Consider the following 22082-nt stretch of genomic DNA (forward strand, 5'->3'; position numbering starts at 1 on the left):
GGTACTGCTACTTGATGTCGGCGTCGGTGTAGTAACCGGAGTCGATGAGTTCCTGCTTGTAATTGTCCTTGGTGACGATCACGGACTTCAGCAGGAAGGCCGGGACCACCTTGACCTTGTTGTTATAGGTCTCGGTGTCATTGGTCTCGGGCTGCTGGCCCTTCAGGACTGCGTCCACCATCTTCACGGCCTGCTCGCCGAGCTTGCGGGTGTCCTTGAAGATCGTGGAGTACTGCTCGCCGGCGACGATGGACTTCACCGAGCCCTTTTCCGCGTCCTGGCCGGTCACGACCGGCAGGGAGCCCTTGGAGTAGCCGCCGGTGCTGGTCAGTGCCGAGATGATGCCGATGGAGAGGCCGTCATAGGGCGACAGCACGCCGTCGAGCTTCTTGCCTGAGCCGTACGCGGCGGTGAGGATGTCTTCCATCCGCTTCTGGGCGGTTGCCGCCTGCCAGCGCAGGATGGCCGCCTGCTCAAACTTGGTCTGGCCACTGGGCACCTTGAGGGTTCCGGCATCCAGGTACGGCTTCAGGGTGTCCATGGCGCCGGTCCAGAAGAAGTTGGCGTTGTTGTCGTCGGGGCTGCCCGCGAAGAGTTCCACGTTGAACGGGCCCTTGCCCTCGACCTTCTTGCCGGAGGCGTCCACCAGGCCCAGCCCGGTCAGCAGCGAGGTGGCCTGCTGGACCCCCACTTCATAGTTGTCGAAGGTGGTGTAGTAGTCCACGTTCGGGGTGCCGTTGATCAGCCGGTCGTAGGCGATGACCTTAACGTTCTGTTCCTTGGCCTTGGCCAGGACATCCGTCAGCGTGGTGCCGTCGATGGCGGCGATGATCAGGGACTTGGCGCCCTTGGTCAGCATGTTCTCGATCTGCGAGACCTGGGTGGGGATGTCGTCGTTGGCGTACTGCAGGTCCGTCTTGTAGCCGAGCTTGGTCAGGGATTCGGAGACGTTCTTGCCGTCCGCGATCCAGCGTTCCGACGTCTGCGTCGGCATGGAGATTCCCACCAGGGCACCGGCAGCGTCGGCGCTGCTGGAGTTGGTGGCGGCGCCGGGACGGCTGCCGCAGCCGGTGGCCCCCACCGTAACAGCCAGGACGACGGCGACGGCGCCCAGGAGTTTCTTGATTCTCACGTTATTCTCCTTCCGTGGCCTGGTCGGGCCACGAATCGGTGCTTGAGCGGAAAGCGTATGTACTTTTCGCCAGGGCCGGCCACTTATGTCCGGCGTACCGAGGCCGTTCCGCAGGAGCGGCACCGGAGGCTGTCATCACCGGAGCGGAGACCCCGGCCGCGCCAACATTTCTGTTAGCGCTAACAATCATGGGTAATCTTATCCCCGCTTGGGGTGTGAAGCAAGACACAGATTTGCGTGCGGAGTGAATGTAGGTAGACTGGTCTACCTACTCGCTGTTTTCTGTCGAAGGTACAAACCATGACTTCACCTGAAGGCCGGCCCGCAACGAAGCGGCCAGCCCGTGAATCCCTCCTTGAGGCGGCGGCGCGGCTCTTCTACTCCGACGGCGTTGTGGCCACGGGCATCGACTCCATCACGGCGGCGGCAGGGGTGGCCAAGAAAAGCCTCTACAACAACTTCGCGTCCAAGGCGGACCTGGTGGCCGCCTACCTCGCTGCCCGACACGAAGAATGGCTCGCCCTGTACCGGGAGCGGGCCGCGGTGGCGGTTACTCCGCAGGATCGTGTCCTGGCCGTGTTCGACGCCTACATCGACCACGCAAACTTCGCCTACGAGCACGGTTTCAGGGGGTGCGGCCTGCTCAACGCGGCCGCGGAACTGCCGGCGGGCGCTCCCGGGCGGCAGGCCGTACGGCAGCACAAGGAGGAAGTTGAAGGCTTCCTGCTCAAGCACCTGGCGGACCTGTTGCCGCAGCAGGATGAGGCGGCGGGCAGGGTGGCCCGGCATTTGGCGTTCCTGCTCGAGGGCTCCATGGCGAGGGCCGGCCTTGAAGGTGGAGACCGCTGCCTGCGTGAGGCCCGGATGATTGCTGCCCAATTACTGGAGGAGCTATGAGGGCTGTGCTTGGACGACTCGACGGGCCCCTCCTGGGCGCTATTTTTGTTGTGGGCGCGTCGGCGCTTTGGGGTACTACCGGAACCGTCGCCACGTTAGCGCCGTCGGTGAGTCCGCTGGCTATCGGAGCCGTGGCAATGGGCGTGGGCGGAGTGCTGCAGGCGCTGTACGCGGTGCAGCCGATTGCCAACCACTGGGGCAGCCTCCGCGTGCGATGGCTGCTTGTCTCCATGGGTGCTGCGGCGGTCGCCGTCTACCCCCTTGCCTTCTACAGCTCCATGCACCTTTCCGGCGTAGCGCTCGGAACGGTGGTCTCGATCGGCTCGGCCCCTTTGGCGTCGGCCATCATCGAGCGGCTGGCGGAGCAGAAAGTGCTGACCCGTCGCTGGATGCTCGGCGCGCTGATCGGCGTGGCGGGCGCCGGACTCCTGTGTTTTGCGGGCGACAGTGCGGAACGCCCGGGCGCCCTTGCTGAACCTTGGGCCGTGCCGGCGGGAATCGTTCTGGGGCTCGTCGCAGGCGTTACCTACGCGCTGTACTCGTGGGCCGCCCACCGCCTGATCGGCGGGGGAGTGTCATCCCGGGCCGCCATGGGCGCGGTCTTCGGGCTCGGCGGAGTGCTCCTGATGCCGGTGCTTGCCGTGACGGGCCGGCCGCTGCTTGAGTCCTGGGGCAATTTCACGGTGGGCGCCTACATGGCGCTGGTCCCGATGTTCGCCGGCTACGTCTTGTTCGGCTGGGGGCTGGCGCGCGTGCGCGCGAGCACCGCGACGGGTCTTTCCCTCATGGAAACCGTTGTCGCCGCCGTGTTGGCAGTCGTCGTCGTGGGGGAGCGGTTGCCCGCCCTCGGATGGCTCGGAGTCGTCATGGTGCTGGCGAGCCTGTTCGTCCTGGTCCCCCGGCGGCCCGCCCGGCAGGCCAATGCCTGGTTCCGTGGGAAGTTCAGGCTGCCCGTGAATGTTCGAAGCTGGCTATTTCGAGCCCGCGGGCGGCGCTAAAGGCGCCGACGCTCTCCGGCGAGCAAACAAAGAACTGTGGTTGCTCAACCGGCGCGAACGGCACGACGAGCCACCGGCCGCCGTAGAACTCGACATACGAGTCGGGTGGGCACCTTGCGTAAGCTTCTTCCCGAGTCATGGTCTTTCCTTTCGATTAGTACTTGAACCAGCTGCTGCTGGTGTTTTCTGCCTGACATCCATGATTCCGAAACCAGCGGGCAGGGGTAACGCCGTTTTCTGACGGTTCTGACTACCCTTTCGGATGGGCAACAGCAGGGCCGGCGGGGAAACCGCCGGCCCTGCCCAGATGCACAACCACCACATCACCAGTGATTCGCAGTCACCCACGCGCCCAGCGCGCGGGAGTCTCAGGATCCAAAAAGGACTAGGAGCGCAGGAAAAACGTGGCCGCCGGCCGCTCGTTCTTGCCCACCTTCGCCAACGCCAGGGCACCCTGCTGAAGCACAAGGTAGGAGCCCGGGACGTCCACCGACTCGAAGGAGGCACCGGCACCATCCGACAGGCCGCCCCGCTTAAGGAAGGCCGACGACGCCCCCTCCGTGGCAGCGATGGTCACCGACGATCCCTGCACCCGGAGATAGCGGCCCTTGGCCAGCACCGGTTCGATGACCACCGAGTTCTTCTTGGCGTAGCCCGGCGAGATGCGGAACTGGGATGACCCCAGTGCAGGGGAGGACGCGGCCGTGACGGCGACGCCGTCGTGCGCCAGGAAGGTGCCCGGCCCTGAGGCGGGCTCCAGGCGGACCGGCAGTTCGCCGTCGCCCACCGGCACGCCGAAGTTCGGCGTGCCGTCCGCGTTCCAGTACAGCCGCTGGACCCGGGCGTGCCGGTTGGGATCGTACAGCGGGTCGCCGACAATGGTGCGGTAGGACCGGGCGTGGTACACCAGCACGTCGTTGCCGGCCTCGTCGACGGTGAACGAGTTGTGGCCGGGACCGTACTGCTTCGAGCCCTCCGTGGTGACAAAGACGGGGACGGGAGTCTTCGTCCACGAGGCTGCAGTGAGCAGATCGGCAGTCGCGTCCGCTGTCAGCAGGCCCATGCAGTAGTTGGCGTCCGTGGCACTGGCGGAGAAGGTCACGAAGATGCGTCCGTTCCGCTTGATCACGGCGGGGCCTTCGTTCACTTTGTAGCCCCGGGTCTCCCAGTCCAGCGTCGGAACAGCAATGCGGACCGGGGCGCTGGAGAGCGTTGACGGTGAGGACATGGACGCGATGTACAGGCTGGAGTTAACGCCGGTGTCGCTCTGGGCCCACAGCAGGTAGCGCGTGCCCTCGTGCTCGAAGGTGGTGGCATCCAGGGAGAAGGTGTCCGCATGCGTGTACACGCGGACCGGCGGACCCCACACTGCGGTGGTCGGATCGGCGTCGTCAGTGGAAATCACGTAGATCCGCACCCGGAAGACGTCGCTGCTGTCGCCGGCGGCGAAGTAGATGTGCCACTGGCCGTCGAAGTGGTGCAGTTCGGGAGCCCAGATGTGGCCGCCCATGGTTCCGGAGGCGGGCCGCGTCCAGACCACCGCTTCCGAAGCGCTGCCGAGTCCCGCGATGGTGGGGGAGGACCGGACGATGATGCGGTTGTACTCGGGCACGGAACCCGTGAAGTAGTACTTGCCGTCCGTGTGCTTCATGAGCCACGGGTCCGCCCGCTGCGGAACCACCGGGTTGATCACCTGAGCCGGATCGACGGCGGCGGCAGCGGCGGGCGCCGCCGTCAGGGCCCCGCCACCGGCACCCGCGACGGCGAAGGCTGCGGCCGCGGCGGTTCCGGATCCCAGGAAGGACCGGCGGGAGAACTGGCGGTTGACGGAATCATTCATGCTGAAAAAGTCCTTTCGACGTGCGGGGAGTAAGGAACGGGCAAAGCGGGACAGATAAAGAGTCAGCCGGCTTTCCGGGCGAAGAGCCGCTGCAGCAGGATGAAAACGAGGAGCAGGCCGCCGATGACGATCTTGGTCCACCAGGAGCTGAGGGTGCCGTCGTAGGCGATGAAGGTCTGGACGATCCCCAGCACCAGCACGCCGACGACGGATCCCAGGACGTATCCAGTGCCGCCGGTCAGCAGGGTGCCGCCGATGACCACCGCCGCAATGGCGTCGAGCTCCATGCCCTGCGCCGCCAGGCTGTAGCCGGAGAGGCTGTAGAAGGAGAACAGGATGCCGGCGACGGCCGAGCAGAGGCCGCTGAGGGCATAGACCAGGATCTTGGTGCTCTTCACCGGAAGGCCCATCAGCATGGCGGAGTGTTCGTTGCCGCCGATGGCGTAGACGGTCCGGCCGAAGCGGGTGTGGTGCAGGACGAAAAAGGCGATGCCCACGATTCCGAGGGCCAGGAGGACGCCGGGCGAGACGAAGAGGTCGCCGGGCAGCGGGATCTGTGCCTGCGCCATGCCGGTGAAGAACCCTTCGGTCACCGGGATCGAGTCGAGGCTGATGACATAGCAGAGGCCGCGGGCCAGGAACATTCCCGCCAGCGTCACGATGAACGGCTGGATGTCGAAGTACTGGATGATCAGCCCCATCAGGAGCCCGAGCCCGCCGCCGATGATCAGCACCAGGACGATGACGGCCCCGGCGTTCCAGCCCTGTTGGAGGAGCGTCGCGCTCACCATCATGGACAGTGCGACGACGGCCCCAACCGACAGATCGATGCCGCCGGTGAGGATCACGAAGGTCATGCCGACGGCCAGCACGATCAGGAAGGTGTTGTCGATGAACAGGTTCAGGAAGACCTGGCCGGAGAGGAAGCTCGGATACATCCCCGCCCCCACGGCGAACATGGCGATAAACAGGCCCACCGTGGCCAGGGTCGGCGCGTAGCGGGCACCTCCGCGCAGGCGGTTACGCGCCGGCGACGGCTTCTTGAGGGGCAGGGGCGTGAGCGTGGACAGCGGGGACATTAGATGGCGACCTTTTCCTTTGCGGCGGGCTTGGGTGCTGCCTTGAGGCTGTTGAGCAGGTTCCGCGCCTTGGGCGCCTGCAGGAGGCAAACGGTGATGACCACGAGCGCCTTGAACACCAGGGTCACCTCCGGCGGGATCCCGAGGGTGTAGACGGTGGTGGTCAGTGTCTGGATGATGAACGCCCCGACGACGGTTCCCACCAGGGTGTAGCGCCCGCCTGCCAGTGAGGTGCCGCCGATGACGACGGCCAGGATGGCGTCCATTTCGATGTAGAGCCCGGCATTGTTGGCGTCGGCCGCCGTGACGTTGGAGCTGATCATCAGGCCGGCAATCGCGGCGCAGATGGCGCTGAAGACGTAGACGATCCAGATGATGTTCCGCGCGCGGAGTCCGGCCAGGCGGCTGGCGACGGGGTTGATGCCGACGGCCTCGATCAGGGTTCCCAGTGCGGTGCGCCGCGTGAGAACGGCGGCCAGGGCGAAGACGGCCGCGGTGATGAGGATGGAGATCGGCAGGGTGAACAGGTATCCGGCGCCGATCGACTTGTAGTGGTCGTTGGACACCGAGACGATCTGGCCGCCGGTGATGAGCTGGGCGACGCCGCGGCCGGCTGTCATGAGGACAAGGGTGGCGATGATCGGCTGCACGCCGATGGTGGAGACCAGGAAGCCGTTCCAGACGCCGAGGAAGAGGCCGGCGACGACGGCGATGAGGACTGCCGTCGCGGCCGTCACCGGGGACCCGGGGTCGGGGGAGTCGGCGATGTAGGCGCACGAGGCGGCGCCGGCGATCGCCACCACTGCGCCGACTGAGAGGTCGATGCCCCTGGTCGCGATGACCAGGGTCATGCCGAGCGCGATGAGGATGGTCGGGGCGCCGTTGCGCATGATGTCGATCAGGCTGCCGTAGAGGTGCCCGTCCTGCATCCGAAGGCCCAGGAAGTCGGGGCGGAAGATCTGGTTCAGCAGCAGCAGCGCTGCCAGGGCTATCACCGGCCACGCAAGACGGTGTTTCACAAGGGATTTCACTGGGCACCTCCGGCGATGACCGTCATGACGTCTTCCACGGAGACGCCGTCGTTGTTGATTTCCGCGACCATCGCCCTGTCCTTGATGACCGCGATCCGGTCGCTCACGCGCAGCACTTCCTCAAGTTCGGAGGAGATGAAGAGGATCGACATACCGTCGGCGGCGAGTCCGTTAACGAGCTTTTGGATCTGGGTCTTGGCTCCGATGTCGATGCCGCGGGTGGGCTCGTCGAGGATCAGGAGTTCGGGGCGGGTCACCAGCCAGCGGGCCAGGAGCACCTTCTGCTGGTTGCCACCGCTGAGGTTGCGGATGAGTGCGTCGGGGTTGGCCGGCCGGATGTCGAGGGCTTCGATGTATTCAGCCACCAGCTCGTCCTGGACCTTGCGGGGAATCCGGCGTGCCCAGCCCTTGCTGGCCTGCATGGCCAGCACCAGGTTGTCGCGCACGGTGAGGTCGCCGATGAGGCCTTCCTCCTTGCGGTCCTCGGAGCAGAATCCGATGCGCTTGTCGATGGCCGCCCGAGGCGAACGGATCTTCTGGCCCGCGCCCTTGACCTTGATGGAGCCTTCGTCGGCCTTGTCAGCTCCGAAAAAGAGCCTGGCGATCTCGGTCCGGCCGGCACCGAGCAGGCCGGCCAGGCCCACCACTTCACCCGGATAAACGGACAGGTCCACGTTGGAGACGGACCCCTTCCGTCCGAGGCCCTGGGCCTCGATGAAGGGCGGGACGCCGGTTCCGCTGCTGGCGCGGGTCCGGGCAGGGGCCTGGTCCAGTTCGGCGAGGGCTTCCATGTCCTTGCCAATCATTTTGGAGATGAGGCTCATGCGGGAGAGATCGCGGGTCAGGTACTCGCCCACGAGCTTGCCGTTGCGCAGGACCGTCATGCGGTCGGAGATCTCGTAGACCTGTTCCAGGAAGTGGGAGACGAAAAGGATGGCGACGCCCCGGTCGCGGAGGTCCCTGATGACGCGGAAAAGCTGGCTGACCTCGTCGGCGTCCAGGCTCGACGTCGGTTCATCCAGGATCAGGACCTTGGCGTTGATCTCCACCGACCGGGCGATGGCGATGAGCTGCTGGACCGCGATGGAGTGCGTGGACAGGAGCGAACCGGGATCGATGTGGTCCAGCTGCAGCTCGGCCAGGACCTCCCTGGTCCGCGTCCGCACGCCCCTCCAGTCGATGGAGCCGCGGCGGCGGGGCTCGCGGCCCAGGAGGACGTTTTCCTCCACGGTGAGGTTGGGGCAGAGGTTGACTTCCTGGTAGACGGTGCTGATGCCGGCCGCCTGGGACTCAGCGGGGGACGAGAACCGCTTCGGTTCACCGAGCACCGTGATGGTGCCGGAGTCGATGGTGTACACGCCGGTCAGGGCCTTGATCAGCGTTGACTTGCCGGCACCGTTCTCACCCATCAGGGCGTGGACCTCACCTTGAAAGAGGCGGAAGTCGACGCCGTCGAGCGCCTTAACCCCTGGGAATCCAATAGCTATGCCGGTCATCTCGACGACCGGAACGATTTCGTTCATCCTCGTGTCTTTCCTGTGATTGGTGTGCCGTGCGGCGGCGGTGATCCGCCGCCGCACGGACGTTCAGGGGCGCCGCGGCTTAGTACGGGCGGCTGGCAAGAACCTGCTTGGCCTGCTCCTGCGTGAAGGTCGTCTCCTCGGTGACGACGCGTTCGGGCACGCTCTCGCCGGCAATGACCTTCTTCGCGAGATCCATGAGCTGGTCACCGAGCATGGGGCTGCACTCGACGATGTAGTTGATCTTGCCGTTGCTCAGCGCGGTCATGCCGTCCTTCACGGCGTCGATGGTGATGATCTTGATGTCCTTGCCGGGAACCTTGCCGGCGGCTTCGATCGCTTCGATGGCGCCGAGGCCCTCGTCGTCGTTGTGGGCGAACACGACGTCGATGTCAGCGTTGTTCTTGAGGAAGGCCTCCATGACCTGCTTGCCGCCACTGCGGGTGAAGTCGCCGCTCTGCGAGGCGACGATCTTCAGCTTCGGGTCAGCCTTGATGGCTTCCGCGAAGCCTTCCTTCCGGTCATTCGCGGGTGCGGATCCAGTGGTGCCCTGGATTTCGACGATGTTGACGGTGTCGGTTGCTGACTTGGAGTCCTTGACCAGCCAGTCCCCGGCCTTCTTGCCTTCCTCAACGAAGTCGGAGCCGAGGAAGGTCTTGTAGAGCGTCTTGTCCGAGGAGTCCACCGCGCGGTCCGTCAGGATGACCGGAATCTTGGCGTTCTTGGCTTCCTTCAGCACCGTGTCCCAGCCAGACTCCACCACGGGGGAGAACGCGATGACATCGACCTTCTGCTGGATGTAGGAGCGGATGGCCTTGATCTGGTTCTCCTGCTTCTGCTGGGCGTCGGAGAACTTCAGGTCGACGCCGGCCTTCTTGGCGGAGTCCTGGACCGACTTGGTGTTGGCGGTGCGCCAGCCGCTTTCGGCGCCCACCTGGGCGAAGCCCATAGTGATTTTGTCTCCGCCAGCGCTGCCGGCGCCGGCCGTTCCACCGCAGGCAGTGAGGGTAAGCATTGATGCGGCGGCCACCGCAAGCAGGGATTTCTTAAACACAACATCCTCCCGGAAGCGTTAGTTACATGCAGGCGGGAGACTTCAAACACCGCCATTGCTGCAAGTGAGCTGATGCGCTCTGTGGATCATTGTGAACGCTAACAATTGGGTCGTCAAGTATCCCTGTTCACAATTTCGCTCGAGCCGTGCAAGGTCTGTTGATTTTTGGGAATGCCCTTTACAAGAGCGAAAAGATGTCGAATACTCAACTCCGGTCGGCCCTTTTGTTAGCGTTAACACCGGCTGCCGGCGAACCGTTCAATGGAGAAAGGCCATCCCTTCCATGCCATCAAAACCCTCAAGTCCCGCCAAACGGACCTGCACCCTGGTGCTCACCGGGTCCCTGGCAGCCGCGCTGCTGACGCTGGCCCCCGCCCTGGGCGCCAATGCCGAGTCCGGCGAGAACCGGACCATCAGCATCAACGCCGCCGGGTCAGGGCCTTCGATCGACCCCACCATGTACGGTGCCTTCTACGAGGACATCAACCAGGGCGCCGACGGCGGCATCTACGCGGAGCTCGTCCAGAACCGGTCGTTTGAGTTCAGCTCCGCCGACAACCGCGCCTACTCTCCGATGACCGCCTGGGAAACCCTGAAGCGGGGCAGCGACGGAACGGTCGCCGTCGTCAATGACAGCAACCGGCTGAATGAAAACAACCGCAACTACCTGCAGATCGACGCCTCCGCGGCTGGCGCGGGAAGCGGCGCCGGAGTGGGCGTGCGCAACAGCGGCTGGAACGCCGGGCAGAAGCTCGAGGCGAAGAAAAAGTACAGCTACTCCGTGTGGGCGCGCACCTCCAACCCGTCCGGCTCGACCTTGGCCGTGACGCTGGAGACGCCCGAAGGCACCCGCCTGGACATCGCCACCATCAAGGTTAAGGGTGACCGCTGGGCCAAGTACGAGGTGACCCTTTCGCCCAAGTCCTCCACGGGCGCCGGCCGGCTCACCACCCTCGTCCAGGGCACCGGCACGGTCCGCCTCGACATGGTGTCGCTGTTTCCCCAGGACACCTGGAACGGCAGGGAAAACGGCCTCCGCAAAGACCTCGCCGAAAAGATTAATGACCTGCACCCCGGATTCCTGCGCTTCCCCGGCGGCTGCATCGTCAACACCGGAAGCTACGACACCTACTCGGCCCCCAACTACACGCGTGCCCGCACCTACCAGTGGAAAGACACCATCGGTCCGGTGGAGCAGCGCCCCGCGAACCGCAACTTCTGGGGCTACAACCAGACCTATGGGCTGGGCTACATGGAGTACTTCCAGTGGGCCGAGGACATGGGGGCCGTTCCGGTGCCGGTGGTTCCGGTCGGCGTGACCGGCTGCGGCGACTCCAACCGTGCCCCGGACCAGGCGACACTCGACCGGTACATCCAGGACACCCTGGACCTGATCGAGTTCGCGAACGGCGACGCGAGCACCGAGTGGGGCGCCAAGCGCATCGCCTACGGCCACCCGGCACCGTACGACCTCGACCACATCTCCCTGGGCAACGAGGAGTACAAGCCGGAGTTCAAGCAGTACTTCACCCAGTTCTACAACGCCGTCCGCAAGGCGCACCCCGAGATCAAGATCATCGGCAACACCGGCCCGTTCAGCCAAGGACCGGAATTCGACGACCTCGCCAGCTTCAACGCCCAGACAGGTGTGGACCTCGTCGACGAGCACTACTACAACACCCCCTCCTGGTTCCTGAACAACAACCACCGCTACGACTCCTACGACCGCAACAGCTACAAGGTGTTCCTCGGCGAGTACGCGTCGCAGGGGAACAGGCCCGAGAACGCACTGGCGGAAGCCTCCTATATGACCGGCCTGGAGCGGAACGCCGACGTGGTCAAGATGGCGTCCTACGCACCGCTGATCGCCAACGAGGCCAACACTCAGTGGAGCCCGGACATGATGTTCTTCAACGGCACCTCTGTCCGGACCACCCCCAACTACGAGGTCCAGAAGCTGTTCATGAACAACGTCGGCAACCAGGTGGTGCCGAGCACGCAGGACAACCCGGCTTCCACAGTGGTGCCGATTTCCGGCAAGATCGGCCTGTCCACGTGGGCCACCTCCGCACGGTACGACGACGTGAAGGTCACCGGGGCGGATGGTGCCACGCTCTTCAGCGACGACTTCTCCGGAACGGCGGATGCCTGGACCGGCAACGGGACGGGTACCTGGTCCATCAAGGACGGCGGCTACGTCCAGTCGAGCACCACCGCGCAAAACACCATGGTGACCGCCGGCAGCGCCGACTGGAGCAACTACACGCTCAGCACCAAGGCCACCAAGCTGGCCGGCTCGGAAGGCTTCCTCGTCTCCTTCGGGGTCAAGGACACCGGAAACTACTTCTGGTGGAACCTGGGCGGCTGGAACAACTCGAAGTCCGTCGTCGAAAAGGCCGTCAACGGCGGCAAGTCGAACGTCATCGAAAAGAACACCGTGATCCAGACCGGGCATGAATACGACATCCGGATCGTGGTCTCAGGACGCACCGCCAAGCTCTACCTGGACAACGTCCTGTGGGGCACGGTGGATGATACGCAGGCCGATCCCGTCTACTCCGTTGTCACGAAGGACGCTAAAACCGGCGACACGATCGTGAAGGTGGTCAACACCTCCGCAGCCAAGGCGCCCGTGGACATCAAGGTGGCGGGTGCAGCCAACATCGGCACCTCCGCCGCGGTCACCACCCTCACCCAGACCGCCGACGCGCAGAACCTGGCTCCGGCTGCAAGCACCTTCAAGGGCGCGGGACCCGAATTCACGTATGAGTTCGAGCCGAAGTCGGTGACCTTCATCCGGCTGGCAGACGCCACACGCAAGTAGGCAACTCCCGTTGCGCCCAATCACAGCGGCCCCGGGCCGCCCGAACGAAAGTGTCTCAATGCTCCCTACCCACTCACGGGCCCGGACGGGCCCGGCCATGACGACGGCGGCCGCACTGGCCGCTTCCGCTTCCCTGGCGCTCGGCGGGCTGGTCGCCGCGGCGCCGGCCCACGCCGCCGTCGACTATGGCCTGGTCCTCAAGTACAACCTGACGGAATCCGCCGGGACCGTGGCGGAGGACAGCTCCGGCAACGGCCGCAACGGTGTGATCAGCGGTGACGCCACCGCCCTGGGCGGCGAAGGCCTGCAGCTCGGCGGGACGAATGCCCACGTCCGGCTCCCGAACGACGTCATGCGCGGACTCGACTCCATCACCGTCTCCACGGACGTGAAGATCGCGACAGACCAGGGCGCCCCCTACTTCATCTGGGGGATGGGCAACACCACCAACGGCACCGGCAACGGCTACCTCTTCACCACGGGCAACGCATACCGGACCTCCATCGCCACCGGCAACTGGGCCACGGAGCAGACCACCAGCGCGAACCGGGACCTGTCACGCGGAGCCTGGAAAACCATCACCTACACCCTCAGCGGCGGAACCGCCGTCCTCTACGAGGACGGCACCGAAGTCGCCCGGAAGACCGGCGTCACCATCACGCCGGGAAGCATTGGGGGAGGAACGACGACGGCGAACTACCTTGGGCGGTCCGTCTACAGCGGCGACAAGTACCTCAAGGGCCAGGTCCGCGACTTCCGCATCTACAACCGTGCACTCTCGGCCGGCGAGGTGCGCGAGCTCGGATACGTTTCCCCGGAACAGCGGGTTGCCCTCGACCTGCAGGACCTCTCGCTCGGGGACACTTCTGCAGTGACCGCCAACTTGAAGCTGCCCACTACCGGCCCGAACGGCTCGGCTTACACCTGGTCCTCCTCGGATCCGGCCACGGTCTCAGCCCAGGGGGCGGTCACCCGTCCGGCCAACGGAACCGGTGATACCACCGTGACGCTGACCGCCACGGCCACCTCAAGCGGGGCATCGGCGTCGAAAGCGTTCACCGTGACGGTGCCGGAAGACATCAGCGACGACCAGAAGGTCAGCGAGTCCGCCGCAGCACTGACCGTGTGGGATGCCGACGCGATCCGCGGGAACATCACCCTTCCCACGGCGGGGCTGCACGGAACCAAGGTGGAGTGGACGTCGAGCGACGAGTCCGTGGTCACTGCCACCGGCGAGGTGACGCGGCCGGCCTACGGCAGCGAGCAGGCCAGGCTCAACCTGCACGCCACTGTTTCCCTCGGCAAGACCAAGGCCAGGAAGAAATTCCGCGTCACGGTGCTGCCGCTGCCCAAGGCCGAGGCCAAGGAGGGCTACGCCTTCGCGTACTTCACCGGCAACGACCTCGCGGGCGAGAACATCCACATGGCGGCCAGCCGCGGCAACGACGCACTCAAGTGGGACGAGCTGAACGGCGGAAAGCCCATCCTGAAGTCCGGGCTCGGCACCAAGGGCCTGCGCGATCCGTTCATCATCCGCTCCCCGGAGGGTGACAAGTTCTACATGATCGCCACGGACCTCTCCATCGGCAGCGGCACCAGCTGGGACTCCTCCCAGCGCCAGGGCAGCCAGTACATCGAGGTCTGGGAATCGACCGACCTGGTCAACTGGTCCGGGCAGCGGCACGTGAAGGTCTCGCCGGACACCGCGGGGAACACCTGGGCTCCGGAAGCCCACTACGACGAGAAGATTGGCGCCTACGTCGTGTACTGGGCCTCCAAGCTCTACGCCGACAACGACCCCAGCCACACCGGCGGCACCTACAACAAGATGATGTACTCCACCACACGGGACTTCCGGACCTTCACCGAGGCCAAGGTGTGGAACGACCCGGGCAACTCGGTCATTGACTCCACCGTCATCAAGGAGGGCGACACCTACTACCGGTTCACCAAGGACGAAGGGCAGGTCTCCGGCTGCCTGGACATCATGCAGGAAAAGTCGAGCGACCTGCTCGCCATCGACGTGCCCGCCACGAACCCGCGCAACTGGACGCTCATGGCCAACTGCATCGGCAAGAAGGCCGGAACGGGCGGCGTGGAAGGGCCCACCATCTTCAAGTCGAACACCGAGGAAAAGTACTACCTGTTCGTCGACGAATTCGGCGGCCGCGGCTACATCCCGCTGGAAAGCACCAGCCTGGAAAACCCCAACTGGAAGCTGTCCACCAACTACGAGCTGCCCCGCGCACCGCGCCACGGCACGGTCCTGCCCGTCACCAGGACGGAGCTGGAGCGCCTGCACAGCCAGCTGTGATTCGGCTCTGATCCGCTAAAGAACAGGGGCTCCGCCGGTACTGACCAGTCCAGTACCGGCGGAGTCTCCTGTTTCTTCACGTTTATCTCTTGCCGTACTTCTTGTGGACAGCCTGCTTGCTGACGCCGAGGGCGTGCGCAATCGCCTCCCATGACAAACCCGCCAGACGGGCCCGCCGCACCAGGGCAGCTTCCGCCCGCCCGATCTCCCGGTGCAGCTCAGCCACGGCCTGCAGGCCATTCACCGGATTGTCGCCGTCCATGGATCCCACCAAGGTTTTCAACCGGTCCACCTCCATGGCGTCAACCATAGTTGACGCCACCGTCGTGCGTCAACGAAGGTTGACGCCGTCCGCCATGCCGGCTGTGGGCCGTTGAGCACAAGGTGCCCGGCAGCCGCTGACCTGCGGCTAACTCCGGGGCGGCCTACAATCCTTGTATTGATTTCTGCCCGCTCTCACGCTTTGGAGTATCAATGATTCGGAAGGCTGTTGCCGGCGATGCTGCCGCCCTTGCTGAGTTGGCGGCGGCGACCTTCCCGCTCGCTTGCCCGCCCGACTCCGCGCCGGAGGACATTCAGCTCCACCTCAAGCGGACGCTCAGCGAGGAGAGGTTCGTGGAGTATCTCGCCGACCGCAAAATTGCCGTCATGGTGCTGGAGCAGGACGGCCGGCTTGACGGGTACACCCTGCTCATCGACCGGCAGTCAACGGACCCCGATGTACTCCGCGCCCTGGGCGCACACCGGTCCGTGGAGCTGAGCAAGTGCTATGTGCACCCGGACCATCATGGACGGGGCGCAGCCTCCACGCTCATGCGGGCCTCCTTGGACTGGGCTGCGGACCAGGGCGCGGCAAGTGTCTGGCTGGGGGTCAACAGCCAGAACGCCAAGGCCATCCGCTTCTACGGGAAGTCGGGCTTCACGAAGGTTGGGACGAAGTCGTTCACCCTGGGCGACTCGGTGGAGAGCGACTTCATTCTGGAGTACGCCCTCCCGGGGAAGGGCTGACGAAGCCGCCCCTCCGCGCAGCCCGCCTCCACGGGAAGGAAGCCATAACCTGCTGCCGCATGGTGAGGCGGCTGCTCCGGACCACCACAATCACTGCGAGCAATCCGGTCAGCAGCACGACGGCGCCGCCGGCGGCCACTGACCAGCGGGCGCCGAACGTGCTGCCGAGCCAGCCCATGAGCGGGGCTCCCAGAGCGGTTCCGCCCTGCAGGGTTGCCAGATAGAGGGCAAGCACCCGGCCGCGGAACTGTGGCTCCACCGAGAGCTGGATGCTCGTATTGCAGCTGTTCAGGAAGGTCATCGAGGCGAGCCCGACCGGGACGAGGACGGCGGCGTACAGCCAGAACGACGGCGAGACGCTGCCGACCAGGGTGAAGAAACCGAGGCCAAGCGCTCCGCCGAGCAGGAAGCGCAGCCGGGGGCCGGATCTGCGGGCTGCCAGCAGTGCTCCGGCCAGTGTCCCGACGGCCATGATGGAGCCCAGGAGCCCGAATTCACCGGGCCCCATTCCGAATTCCGCCGTGGACATCAGCGCGTTGGTGATGGGGAAATTCATGCCGAAGGCCCCCAGGATGCCCACCAGGGCAAGGATCAGCACCAGATCCGGACGCCGGCGCACATAGCCCAGGCCTTCGGCTACCTGGTGTTTGCTGCGGACTGCCAGCGTGGTCGGGGCCAGCTCTGCTGTGCGGATCCGGGCCAGTGAGATCAGGACGGCGGCGAAGCTGGCGGCGTTGAGCAGGAAAACAGGCCCGGTGCCAACCCAGGCGATGAGCACTCCGGCGATCGCAGGTCCCGTAAGCCGGGCAGTGTTGAAGGAGGCGGAGTTGAGGGACACCGCGTTGGCGATATCGTCCTGTCCCACGAGTTCGGAGACGAAGGACTGGCGTGCGGGCCCGTCAATGGCGCTGGCCAGCCCAAGGCAGAGGGCGGCTGCGTACACCTGCCACAGCTGCGCCGCACCGGTCACCACCAGGAGCCCAACGACCAGCCCGCACAGGCCCATGGCCGACTGCGTCCACAGCAGGATCACGCGCTTCCGGTGCCGGTCGGCGAGGACCCCTGCATAGGGGCCAAGCAGAAGCATGGGCAGGAACTGCAGCGCCGTGGTGATGCCGACGGCGGTGCCGGAATGATCGGTGAGGACGGTCAGCACCAGCCAATCCTGGGCGACCCTCTGCATCCAGGTGCCGATGTTGGACACAAGGGCTCCGCTGGCCCACAACCGGTAGTTGGGGTTCTGCAATGCCCGGAAGGTGGCGCTCATCGGGCGCTCATCTCCTGCATGATGTGTGCGGCCCGGCTCAGGGTCAGCCTGTCCTCCGGGCTCAGGCCGGCGACCCGCTGCGCCAGCCAGGCGGTCCGCTGGCCCCGCGCCTCCTCCAGGACGTCCACGCCGGCAGGCGTGATGCCCACCTGGATCTGCCGGCCGTCCTCCGGATGCGCTGAGCGGGACACAAATCCCAGCTCTGCGAGGGCGTTCACGATCCGGGTCATCGAGGGCGCCTGCACATGTTCCCGCTCCGCAAGTTCCCGGGGGGTGCTCGGACCGTCGCTGTGGAGCTGGGCCAGCACCGTGTACTGGCCCGGCGTGATGACGTCACCGGTGGCCTCAACGCGGAGCCGGCGGGAGGTCCGCATCACGGCAGTCCGAAGGTCGATCGCCAGGATGTCCGGCCTGATGGATTGGGGGGTCTCTTGGTGTGCCGCTCGGGTCGCAGGCATTGGGGAAGTGCGCCTCCTTTTCGTCAGCAAGTTAGTTAGCAAAGCTAATTAGCTTCTCTAACCATTATCCACCGAGCCTCCCTCGGCGGCAATCGATTCTTGGGGGATGTGACCTATTTCCCCTTCGGGGCTCCTGTGCTTGCGCGGACCACCAGGTCGGTGGGCACCAGCGTGACGCCGGGTTCGGTGGTGTTCGTGCGGATCTGCTGCAGGACGTTGTCGACGCACCGGTTGCCGACGTCAGCGAAGTTCTGGTGGACCGTGGTCAGTGGGGGAGCGTAGGAGGAGGCTTCGGGGACGTCGTCGAAGCCGACCAGGCTGATGTCTTCGGGGACTGCTTTTCCTTTTTCGCGGAAGGCGCGGAGCAGGCCGAGGGCCATGTGGTCGTTCGCGGCGAAGACGGCGGTGCAGCCGGGTTCGTCGGCGAGCCGGAGCCCGGCCTCGTAGCCGGAGTCCGCTGACCAGTCACCGCGGAGCACAGGCGGGACAGGACGGCCGGCGGCAGTGAGCGTGCTGCGCCACGCGGCGGCGCGGCGTTCGCTGGCGAAGGACTCCTCGGGGCCGGCCACGTGCCAGACGGTCTCGTGGCCAAGGTCCAAAAGGTGTTGGACGGCCTTTTGGGCGCCGTCCGCCTGGTCTGTGTCCACCACGCTGTAGCTGTCTCCGGCGTCGGAGTCGACGACGACGACCTTCACGCCCGGAGGCAGCGTCACGGTCGCTGCATCCAGGAGGTGGACCTCCATGATGGCGATCACCGCGTCAACGGCGAGTTCGCCCATGCGCGAGAACGCACCCTGGATCCCGGCCTGCGTTGGTGCCGTCACCGGGATCAGCGTAATGGCGAAGTCCTGCCGGGCTGCATGCAGTGCGATGGCCTCCAGCGTGCGCATGTTGCCCAGCGAGGACAGCGAGAACGTGATCACCCCGATGGTCCGAAAACTGCCCCGCTTAAGCGCCCGGGCGGCGCTGTTCGGCCGGTATCCCAGCTCGTTCATCGCCGCAATGACCTGGCGCCGCGTGCTTTCGATGACGTCCGGGCTCCCGTTGGTCACTCGGGAAACCGTTTGGGACGAGACCCCGGCGAGCTTGGCGACGTCGGCCATGGAGACCTGCTGCTTGCGCCGCAGCGCGGCGCCGGCCGCCTCCTTCACAGGGACCAAATTGCGGGCCGGGGGTTGACCGGGTTCGTGCTCCATGTCACCATCGTACCAATCATGTTTGCGCAAACACTCACAAAAGCTCACATGGATGTTTACGTAAACAGAACACGTTCTGTCGCCCGCTGGGTGACGCAGCCCTAAAGAGGACCTTTCATGACAATGACGTCCCCACAAGTCGCGGCGCGAGCCGGAGCGGCTGCCCCGGCGGGCCGCACGAACCGCCGCACGGGCCGCCGCACGAGCCGTCGCGCCGGCCGCCGTTCGTGGGCCGGCTGGTGGTTCATCGGCCCGTTCATGGCCGTTTTCGGCCTGGTTTTCCTTGCCCCGATCGCCTATTCCATCTACCTGAGCGTCTTCCGCAACCAGCTCATTGGCGGCACGGCGTTCGTGGGCCTGGACAACTACGCCAGGGCGTTGGGGGACCCTCAGTTCTGGTCCGCGCTGGGGCGGGTCTCGCTGTTCCTGGCAGTGCAGGTGCCGGTCATGCTGATGATCGCCCTCGTTGTGTCCCTCGCCCTGGACAGCGGCAGGCTCTACGGGAAGTCGTTCTTCCGGATCTCGATCTTCCTGCCCTATGCCGTGCCCGCGGTCGTCGCCACCCTCATGTGGGGCTTCATGTACGGCACCCGATTCGGATTGGTGGGAAACATCAACCAGGCCTTCGGCCTGAACCTGCCCAGCCCGCTCTCCTCCGAACTGGTGCTGGCCTCCATCGGAAACATCGTCACGTGGGAGTTCATCGGCTACAACATGCTGATCTTCTACTCGGCGCTGACCGTCATCCCCAAGTCCCTCTATGAGGCCGCCGAGATCGATGGCGCCGGCCAGCTGAGGGTCATCGCCGCGATCAAGCTGCCGGCCATCCGTGGCGCCATCGTGGTGGCCACCATCTTCTCCGTGATCGGCAGTTTCCAGCTCTTCAACGAGCCCAGCATCCTCAAGAGCCTCTCACCCAACACCATCTCGACCTACTTCACGCCCAACCTGTACGCCTTCTCCCTGTCGTTCTCCGGGCAGCAGTACAACTACTCCGCCACGGTGGCGATCATCATGGGGCTGATCACCATGGCCATTGCCTATGCCGTCCAGGTCCGCGGCATGCGAAAGGAGCGCTGACAATGAGCGTCCAGTCAGCCGCACGCCCCGGCATCGCCGCCGCAGGAACGTCGTCCCCGCTGAAATTCCGTAACCCGCGCCTGCGGTCCCCACGCGCCGCCGGGGCCCGGCGCCCGCGCCGCAGCCTGGCACTGACTCTCCTGATGGGCCTTGTCCTGCTCTACAGCCTGGCCCCGCTGTTCTGGCTCCTGGTCAACGCCACCAAAACGCAGGACGGACTGCTCAACTCCTTCGGCCTGTGGTTCGACGGCGATTTTGCCCTCTGGGACAACATCACCCGGACAGCAACCTACGACGGCGGAATCTTCCTTCGCTGGTTCGCCAACACTGTCCTCTACGTCGTGCTCGGCGCCGGCGGTGCCACTTTCCTCGCCGTCCTCGGCGGCTACGCGCTGGCCAAGTTCGATTTCCCCGGCCGGAAGGCTGTATTCGCCGTCGTCATCGGAGCGGTGGCCATTCCCGGCACGGCACTCGCGGTCCCCACGTTCCTCATGTTCAGCCAGATGGGCATCACCAACACCCCGTGGGCCGTGATCATCCCCTCGCTCATCTCGCCTTTCGGCCTGTACCTCATGTGGACCTTCGCCGCCGAGGCCATCCCCACCGAGATCATGGAGTCCGCCCGGATCGACGGCGCCAGCGAGGCACGCACCTTCTTCCAGGTCTGCCTGCCGCTGCTGACACCGGGCATTGTCACCGTGCTGCTCTTCACCATGGTGGCCACCTGGAACAACTACTTCCTGCCACTGATCATGCTGAAAAACCCGGACTGGTACCCCCTCACCCTGGGCCTGAATGCCTGGAACGCGCAGGCCGGCACCGCCGGCGGGGAGGCCATCTTCAACCTCGTCATCACCGGTTCCCTGCTCACCATCCTGCCGCTGATCGCAGCGTTCCTGCTGCTCCAGCGCTACTGGCAGTCCGGCCTTTCCGCCGGAAGCGTCAAAGAATAACGCCCGTCCCACCCAACAACGCAGTTAGAAGGAAGACATGATCAAGACCCTGACCCGCCGCGGCCTGCTGCAGAGCTCCGCCGTCGCCGCCGCACTCGCCCTGGGGCTCACCGCCTGCGGAGGCGGCGGCAGCGCGGCGCCGCAGCAAACGGTCAACAGCGACGCCGTCGAAGCCGCCCTCCAGAAAGGCGGCAAGCTGACGGTGTGGGCCTGGGACCAGTCGCTGAAGAAAGTCGCCGAGGGCTTCGAGGCCAAGTACCCCAACGTGGACGTCAACCTGGTCAACGCAGGCACCGGCAACGACCAGTACACCGCCCTGCAGAACGCGATCTCCGCCGGCTCCGGCGTGCCGGACGTCGCGCAGATCGAGTACTACGCACTTCCGCAGTTTGCGCTCAGCAAGTCACTGGCGGATCTAGGCCAGTTCGGCGCCGCAGACCTCGACGGTACGTTCACGGCCGGCCCGTGGTCCTCGGTGCAGGCGCAGGGCGGCGTCTACGGCCTCCCCATGGACTCCGGCCCCATGGCTTTGTTCTACAACAAGGAACTGTTCGACAAGCACGGCATCGCAGTGCCCACCACCTGGGACGAATTCCTCGAGGCCGGACGCGCGCTGAAGAAGGCTGACCCCAAGGCCTACATCGCCAACGACACCGGCGACGCCGGGTTCACCACCAGCATGATCTGGCAGGCCGGCGGCAAGCCCTATCAGGTGGACGGCACCAACGTCGGCGTGAACTTCTCGGACGAAGGGTCCACCAAGTTCGCCGAGACCTGGCAAAAGCTCATCGACGAGGACCTCCTGGCCCCCATCAGCTCCTGGAGCGACGAGTGGTACAAGGGCCTCGGCAACGGCACCATCGCCACCCTTTCCACCGGCGCGTGGATGCCCGGGAACCTGGCCTCCGGCGTTGCCGACGGGGCCGGCAAATGGCGGGTCGCACCCCTGCCGCAGTGGGAGAAGGGCGCCAAGAGCAGCGCCGAAAACGGCGGCAGCTCGCTGGCCATCCCCGCCGCCAGCAGCCAGGCAGCCTTGGCATACGGCTTCCTGAAGTACTCCAACGTTGAGGAAGGCGTCCAGGCCAGGATCGACGGCGGCGCGTTCCCCGCCACGTCAAAGGACCTCGCGTCCGAGAAGTTCCAGAACACCGGGTTCAAGTACTTCGGGGGCCAGAAGGCCAACCAGATCTTCGCCGAATCAGCGAAGAACGTTCCCGCCGGCTGGTCCTACCTGCCCTTCCAGGTCTACGCCAACAGCATCTTCAACGACACCGCAGGCCAGGCCTACGTCTCCGGCACCAAGCTCAAGGACGGCCTGACCGCGTGGCAGAAAGCCTCGGTCAAGTACGGCACCGAGCAGGGCTTCAACGTCAAGGAATAAGAGCCCGCAGCAACCCACCCATCTCCGCGGACGCGCCAGCCAGCCCGGCG

18 protein-coding genes are annotated in these 22082 nt (G+C 65.3%); 8 read left to right on the plus strand and 10 right to left on the minus strand.

All coding sequences use genetic code 11. The features are described from left to right. Positions 1-7 precede the first annotated feature (7 nt). Positions 8-1132 (minus strand): multiple monosaccharide ABC transporter substrate-binding protein, encoded by a 1125-nt coding sequence (chvE, locus tag AC57BR_RS13650; protein ID WP_496361418.1) that lies wholly within the window; start codon positions 1130-1132, stop codon positions 8-10. A 300-nt stretch (positions 1133-1432) separates the two neighbouring features. Between chvE and AC57BR_RS13655 the strand changes: the two genes are divergently transcribed. Next, entirely contained in the window at positions 1433-2029 is a 597-nt protein-coding gene (locus AC57BR_RS13655; RefSeq protein ID WP_496361420.1) for a TetR/AcrR family transcriptional regulator, read from the plus strand. After that, positions 2026-3027, plus strand: coding sequence for a DMT family transporter (locus AC57BR_RS13660; protein WP_496361422.1), 1002 nt, complete (start codon positions 2026-2028; stop codon positions 3025-3027). Before AC57BR_RS13655 ends, AC57BR_RS13660 begins: the two co-directional genes overlap by 4 nt. Before the next feature lie 385 nt (positions 3028-3412). Here AC57BR_RS13660 and AC57BR_RS13665 read toward each other — a convergent pair whose 3' ends face one another. From AC57BR_RS13665 to AC57BR_RS13685, 5 genes are all read right to left on the minus strand, one after another. Then, positions 3413-4867: a family 43 glycosylhydrolase gene (locus AC57BR_RS13665; protein WP_496361424.1), complete on the minus strand. Its 1455-nt coding sequence runs from the start codon at positions 4865-4867 to the stop codon at positions 3413-3415. A 62-nt stretch (positions 4868-4929) separates the two neighbouring features. Beyond that, a complete protein-coding gene (gene yjfF, locus AC57BR_RS13670) occupies positions 4930-5946 on the minus strand; it encodes a galactofuranose ABC transporter, permease protein YjfF (protein WP_496361426.1) in 1017 nt (338 codons plus the stop codon). Next, positions 5946-6977, minus strand: coding sequence for an ABC transporter permease (locus AC57BR_RS13675; protein ID WP_496361428.1), 1032 nt, complete (start codon positions 6975-6977; stop codon positions 5946-5948). Before AC57BR_RS13675 ends, yjfF begins: the two co-directional genes overlap by 1 nt. Then, positions 6974-8500, minus strand: a complete 1527-nt coding sequence (locus AC57BR_RS13680) for a sugar ABC transporter ATP-binding protein (RefSeq protein ID WP_496361430.1) — start codon at positions 8498-8500, stop codon at positions 6974-6976. The genes AC57BR_RS13675 and AC57BR_RS13680 overlap by 4 nt, the downstream gene beginning before the upstream one ends. A gap of 79 nt (positions 8501-8579) precedes the next feature. Then, on the minus strand, positions 8580-9551 hold the full coding sequence (locus AC57BR_RS13685; RefSeq protein WP_496361432.1) for an ABC transporter substrate-binding protein: 972 nt from the start codon (positions 9549-9551) through the stop codon (positions 8580-8582). A gap of 283 nt (positions 9552-9834) precedes the next feature. Here AC57BR_RS13685 and AC57BR_RS13690 point away from each other — a divergent pair, with 283 nt between their 5' ends. Both AC57BR_RS13690 and AC57BR_RS13695 read left to right on the plus strand, forming a co-directional pair. Further along, the gene (locus tag AC57BR_RS13690; RefSeq protein WP_496361434.1) at positions 9835-12375 is read left to right on the plus strand and encodes an alpha-L-arabinofuranosidase family protein; all 2541 of its coding nucleotides are present in this window, start codon (positions 9835-9837) and stop codon (positions 12373-12375) included. 58 nt (positions 12376-12433) lie between these two features. After that, positions 12434-14689: an immunoglobulin-like domain-containing protein gene (locus AC57BR_RS13695; RefSeq protein ID WP_496361436.1), complete on the plus strand. Its 2256-nt coding sequence runs from the start codon at positions 12434-12436 to the stop codon at positions 14687-14689. An 82-nt stretch (positions 14690-14771) separates the two neighbouring features. On the opposite strand, the gene AC57BR_RS13700 is transcribed toward AC57BR_RS13695, so the two are convergent. Next, a complete protein-coding gene (locus AC57BR_RS13700) occupies positions 14772-14987 on the minus strand; it encodes an AsnC family protein (protein ID WP_190605760.1) in 216 nt (71 codons plus the stop codon). A gap of 176 nt (positions 14988-15163) precedes the next feature. Between AC57BR_RS13700 and AC57BR_RS13705 the strand changes: the two genes are divergently transcribed. After that, complete coding sequence (locus AC57BR_RS13705; RefSeq protein ID WP_496361439.1) at positions 15164-15697, plus strand: GNAT family N-acetyltransferase; 534 nt, start codon at positions 15164-15166, stop codon at positions 15695-15697. On the opposite strand, the gene AC57BR_RS13710 is transcribed toward AC57BR_RS13705, so the two are convergent. From AC57BR_RS13710 to AC57BR_RS13720, 3 genes are all read right to left on the minus strand, one after another. Beyond that, positions 15663-16964, minus strand: coding sequence for an MFS transporter (locus AC57BR_RS13710; RefSeq protein WP_496361441.1), 1302 nt, complete (start codon positions 16962-16964; stop codon positions 15663-15665). The genes AC57BR_RS13705 and AC57BR_RS13710 overlap by 35 nt on opposite strands. After that, positions 16961-17422: a MarR family winged helix-turn-helix transcriptional regulator gene (locus AC57BR_RS13715; RefSeq protein WP_496361443.1), complete on the minus strand. Its 462-nt coding sequence runs from the start codon at positions 17420-17422 to the stop codon at positions 16961-16963. Before AC57BR_RS13715 ends, AC57BR_RS13710 begins: the two co-directional genes overlap by 4 nt. Positions 17423-17535: 113 nt before the next feature. Beyond that, on the minus strand, positions 17536-18618 hold the full coding sequence (locus AC57BR_RS13720) for a LacI family DNA-binding transcriptional regulator (RefSeq protein WP_496361445.1): 1083 nt from the start codon (positions 18616-18618) through the stop codon (positions 17536-17538). Between the two features lie 123 nt (positions 18619-18741). Between AC57BR_RS13720 and AC57BR_RS13725 the strand changes: the two genes are divergently transcribed. Genes AC57BR_RS13725 through AC57BR_RS13735 form a run of 3 tightly spaced genes read left to right on the plus strand, consistent with a single transcriptional unit; the run spans position 18742 to position 22032 of the window. Beyond that, positions 18742-19698, plus strand: coding sequence for a carbohydrate ABC transporter permease (locus tag AC57BR_RS13725; protein WP_496361447.1), 957 nt, complete (start codon positions 18742-18744; stop codon positions 19696-19698). Positions 19699-19700: 2 nt separating this feature from the next. Beyond that, a complete protein-coding gene (locus AC57BR_RS13730) occupies positions 19701-20651 on the plus strand; it encodes a carbohydrate ABC transporter permease (RefSeq protein WP_496361449.1) in 951 nt (316 codons plus the stop codon). 37 nt (positions 20652-20688) lie between these two features. After that, entirely contained in the window at positions 20689-22032 is a 1344-nt protein-coding gene (locus AC57BR_RS13735; protein WP_496361451.1) for an ABC transporter substrate-binding protein, read from the plus strand. The last annotated feature ends 50 nt before the right edge of the window (positions 22033-22082 follow it).

It is taken from the genome of Arthrobacter sp. BGA-UO-ETr-C19 (assembly GCF_059568005.1).

Bases quoted from the DNA above. Each gene is read 5' to 3' on its own strand.
- AC57BR_RS13710 (WP_496361441.1), bottom strand. From the start codon at position 16,964: ATGAGCGCCACCTTCCGGGCATTGCAGAACCCCAACTACCGGTTGTGG.
- AC57BR_RS13705 (WP_496361439.1), top strand. From the start codon at position 15,164: ATGATTCGGAAGGCTGTTGCCGGCGATGCTGCCGCCCTTGCTGAGTTG.
- AC57BR_RS13735 (WP_496361451.1), top strand. From the start codon at position 20,689: ATGATCAAGACCCTGACCCGCCGCGGCCTGCTGCAGAGCTCCGCCGTC.
- AC57BR_RS13655 (WP_496361420.1), top strand. From the start codon at position 1,433: ATGACTTCACCTGAAGGCCGGCCCGCAACGAAGCGGCCAGCCCGTGAA.
- AC57BR_RS13700 (WP_190605760.1), bottom strand. From the start codon at position 14,987: ATGGAGGTGGACCGGTTGAAAACCTTGGTGGGATCCATGGACGGCGAC.
- AC57BR_RS13660 (WP_496361422.1), top strand. From the start codon at position 2,026: ATGAGGGCTGTGCTTGGACGACTCGACGGGCCCCTCCTGGGCGCTATT.
- AC57BR_RS13680 (WP_496361430.1), bottom strand. From the start codon at position 8,500: ATGAACGAAATCGTTCCGGTCGTCGAGATGACCGGCATAGCTATTGGA.
- yjfF (WP_496361426.1), bottom strand. From the start codon at position 5,946: ATGTCCCCGCTGTCCACGCTCACGCCCCTGCCCCTCAAGAAGCCGTCG.
- AC57BR_RS13730 (WP_496361449.1), top strand. From the start codon at position 19,701: ATGAGCGTCCAGTCAGCCGCACGCCCCGGCATCGCCGCCGCAGGAACG.
- AC57BR_RS13725 (WP_496361447.1), top strand. From the start codon at position 18,742: ATGACGTCCCCACAAGTCGCGGCGCGAGCCGGAGCGGCTGCCCCGGCG.
- AC57BR_RS13690 (WP_496361434.1), top strand. From the start codon at position 9,835: ATGCCATCAAAACCCTCAAGTCCCGCCAAACGGACCTGCACCCTGGTG.
- AC57BR_RS13720 (WP_496361445.1), bottom strand. From the start codon at position 18,618: ATGGAGCACGAACCCGGTCAACCCCCGGCCCGCAATTTGGTCCCTGTG.
- AC57BR_RS13715 (WP_496361443.1), bottom strand. From the start codon at position 17,422: ATGCCTGCGACCCGAGCGGCACACCAAGAGACCCCCCAATCCATCAGG.
- AC57BR_RS13695 (WP_496361436.1), top strand. From the start codon at position 12,434: ATGCTCCCTACCCACTCACGGGCCCGGACGGGCCCGGCCATGACGACG.
- AC57BR_RS13665 (WP_496361424.1), bottom strand. From the start codon at position 4,867: ATGAATGATTCCGTCAACCGCCAGTTCTCCCGCCGGTCCTTCCTGGGA.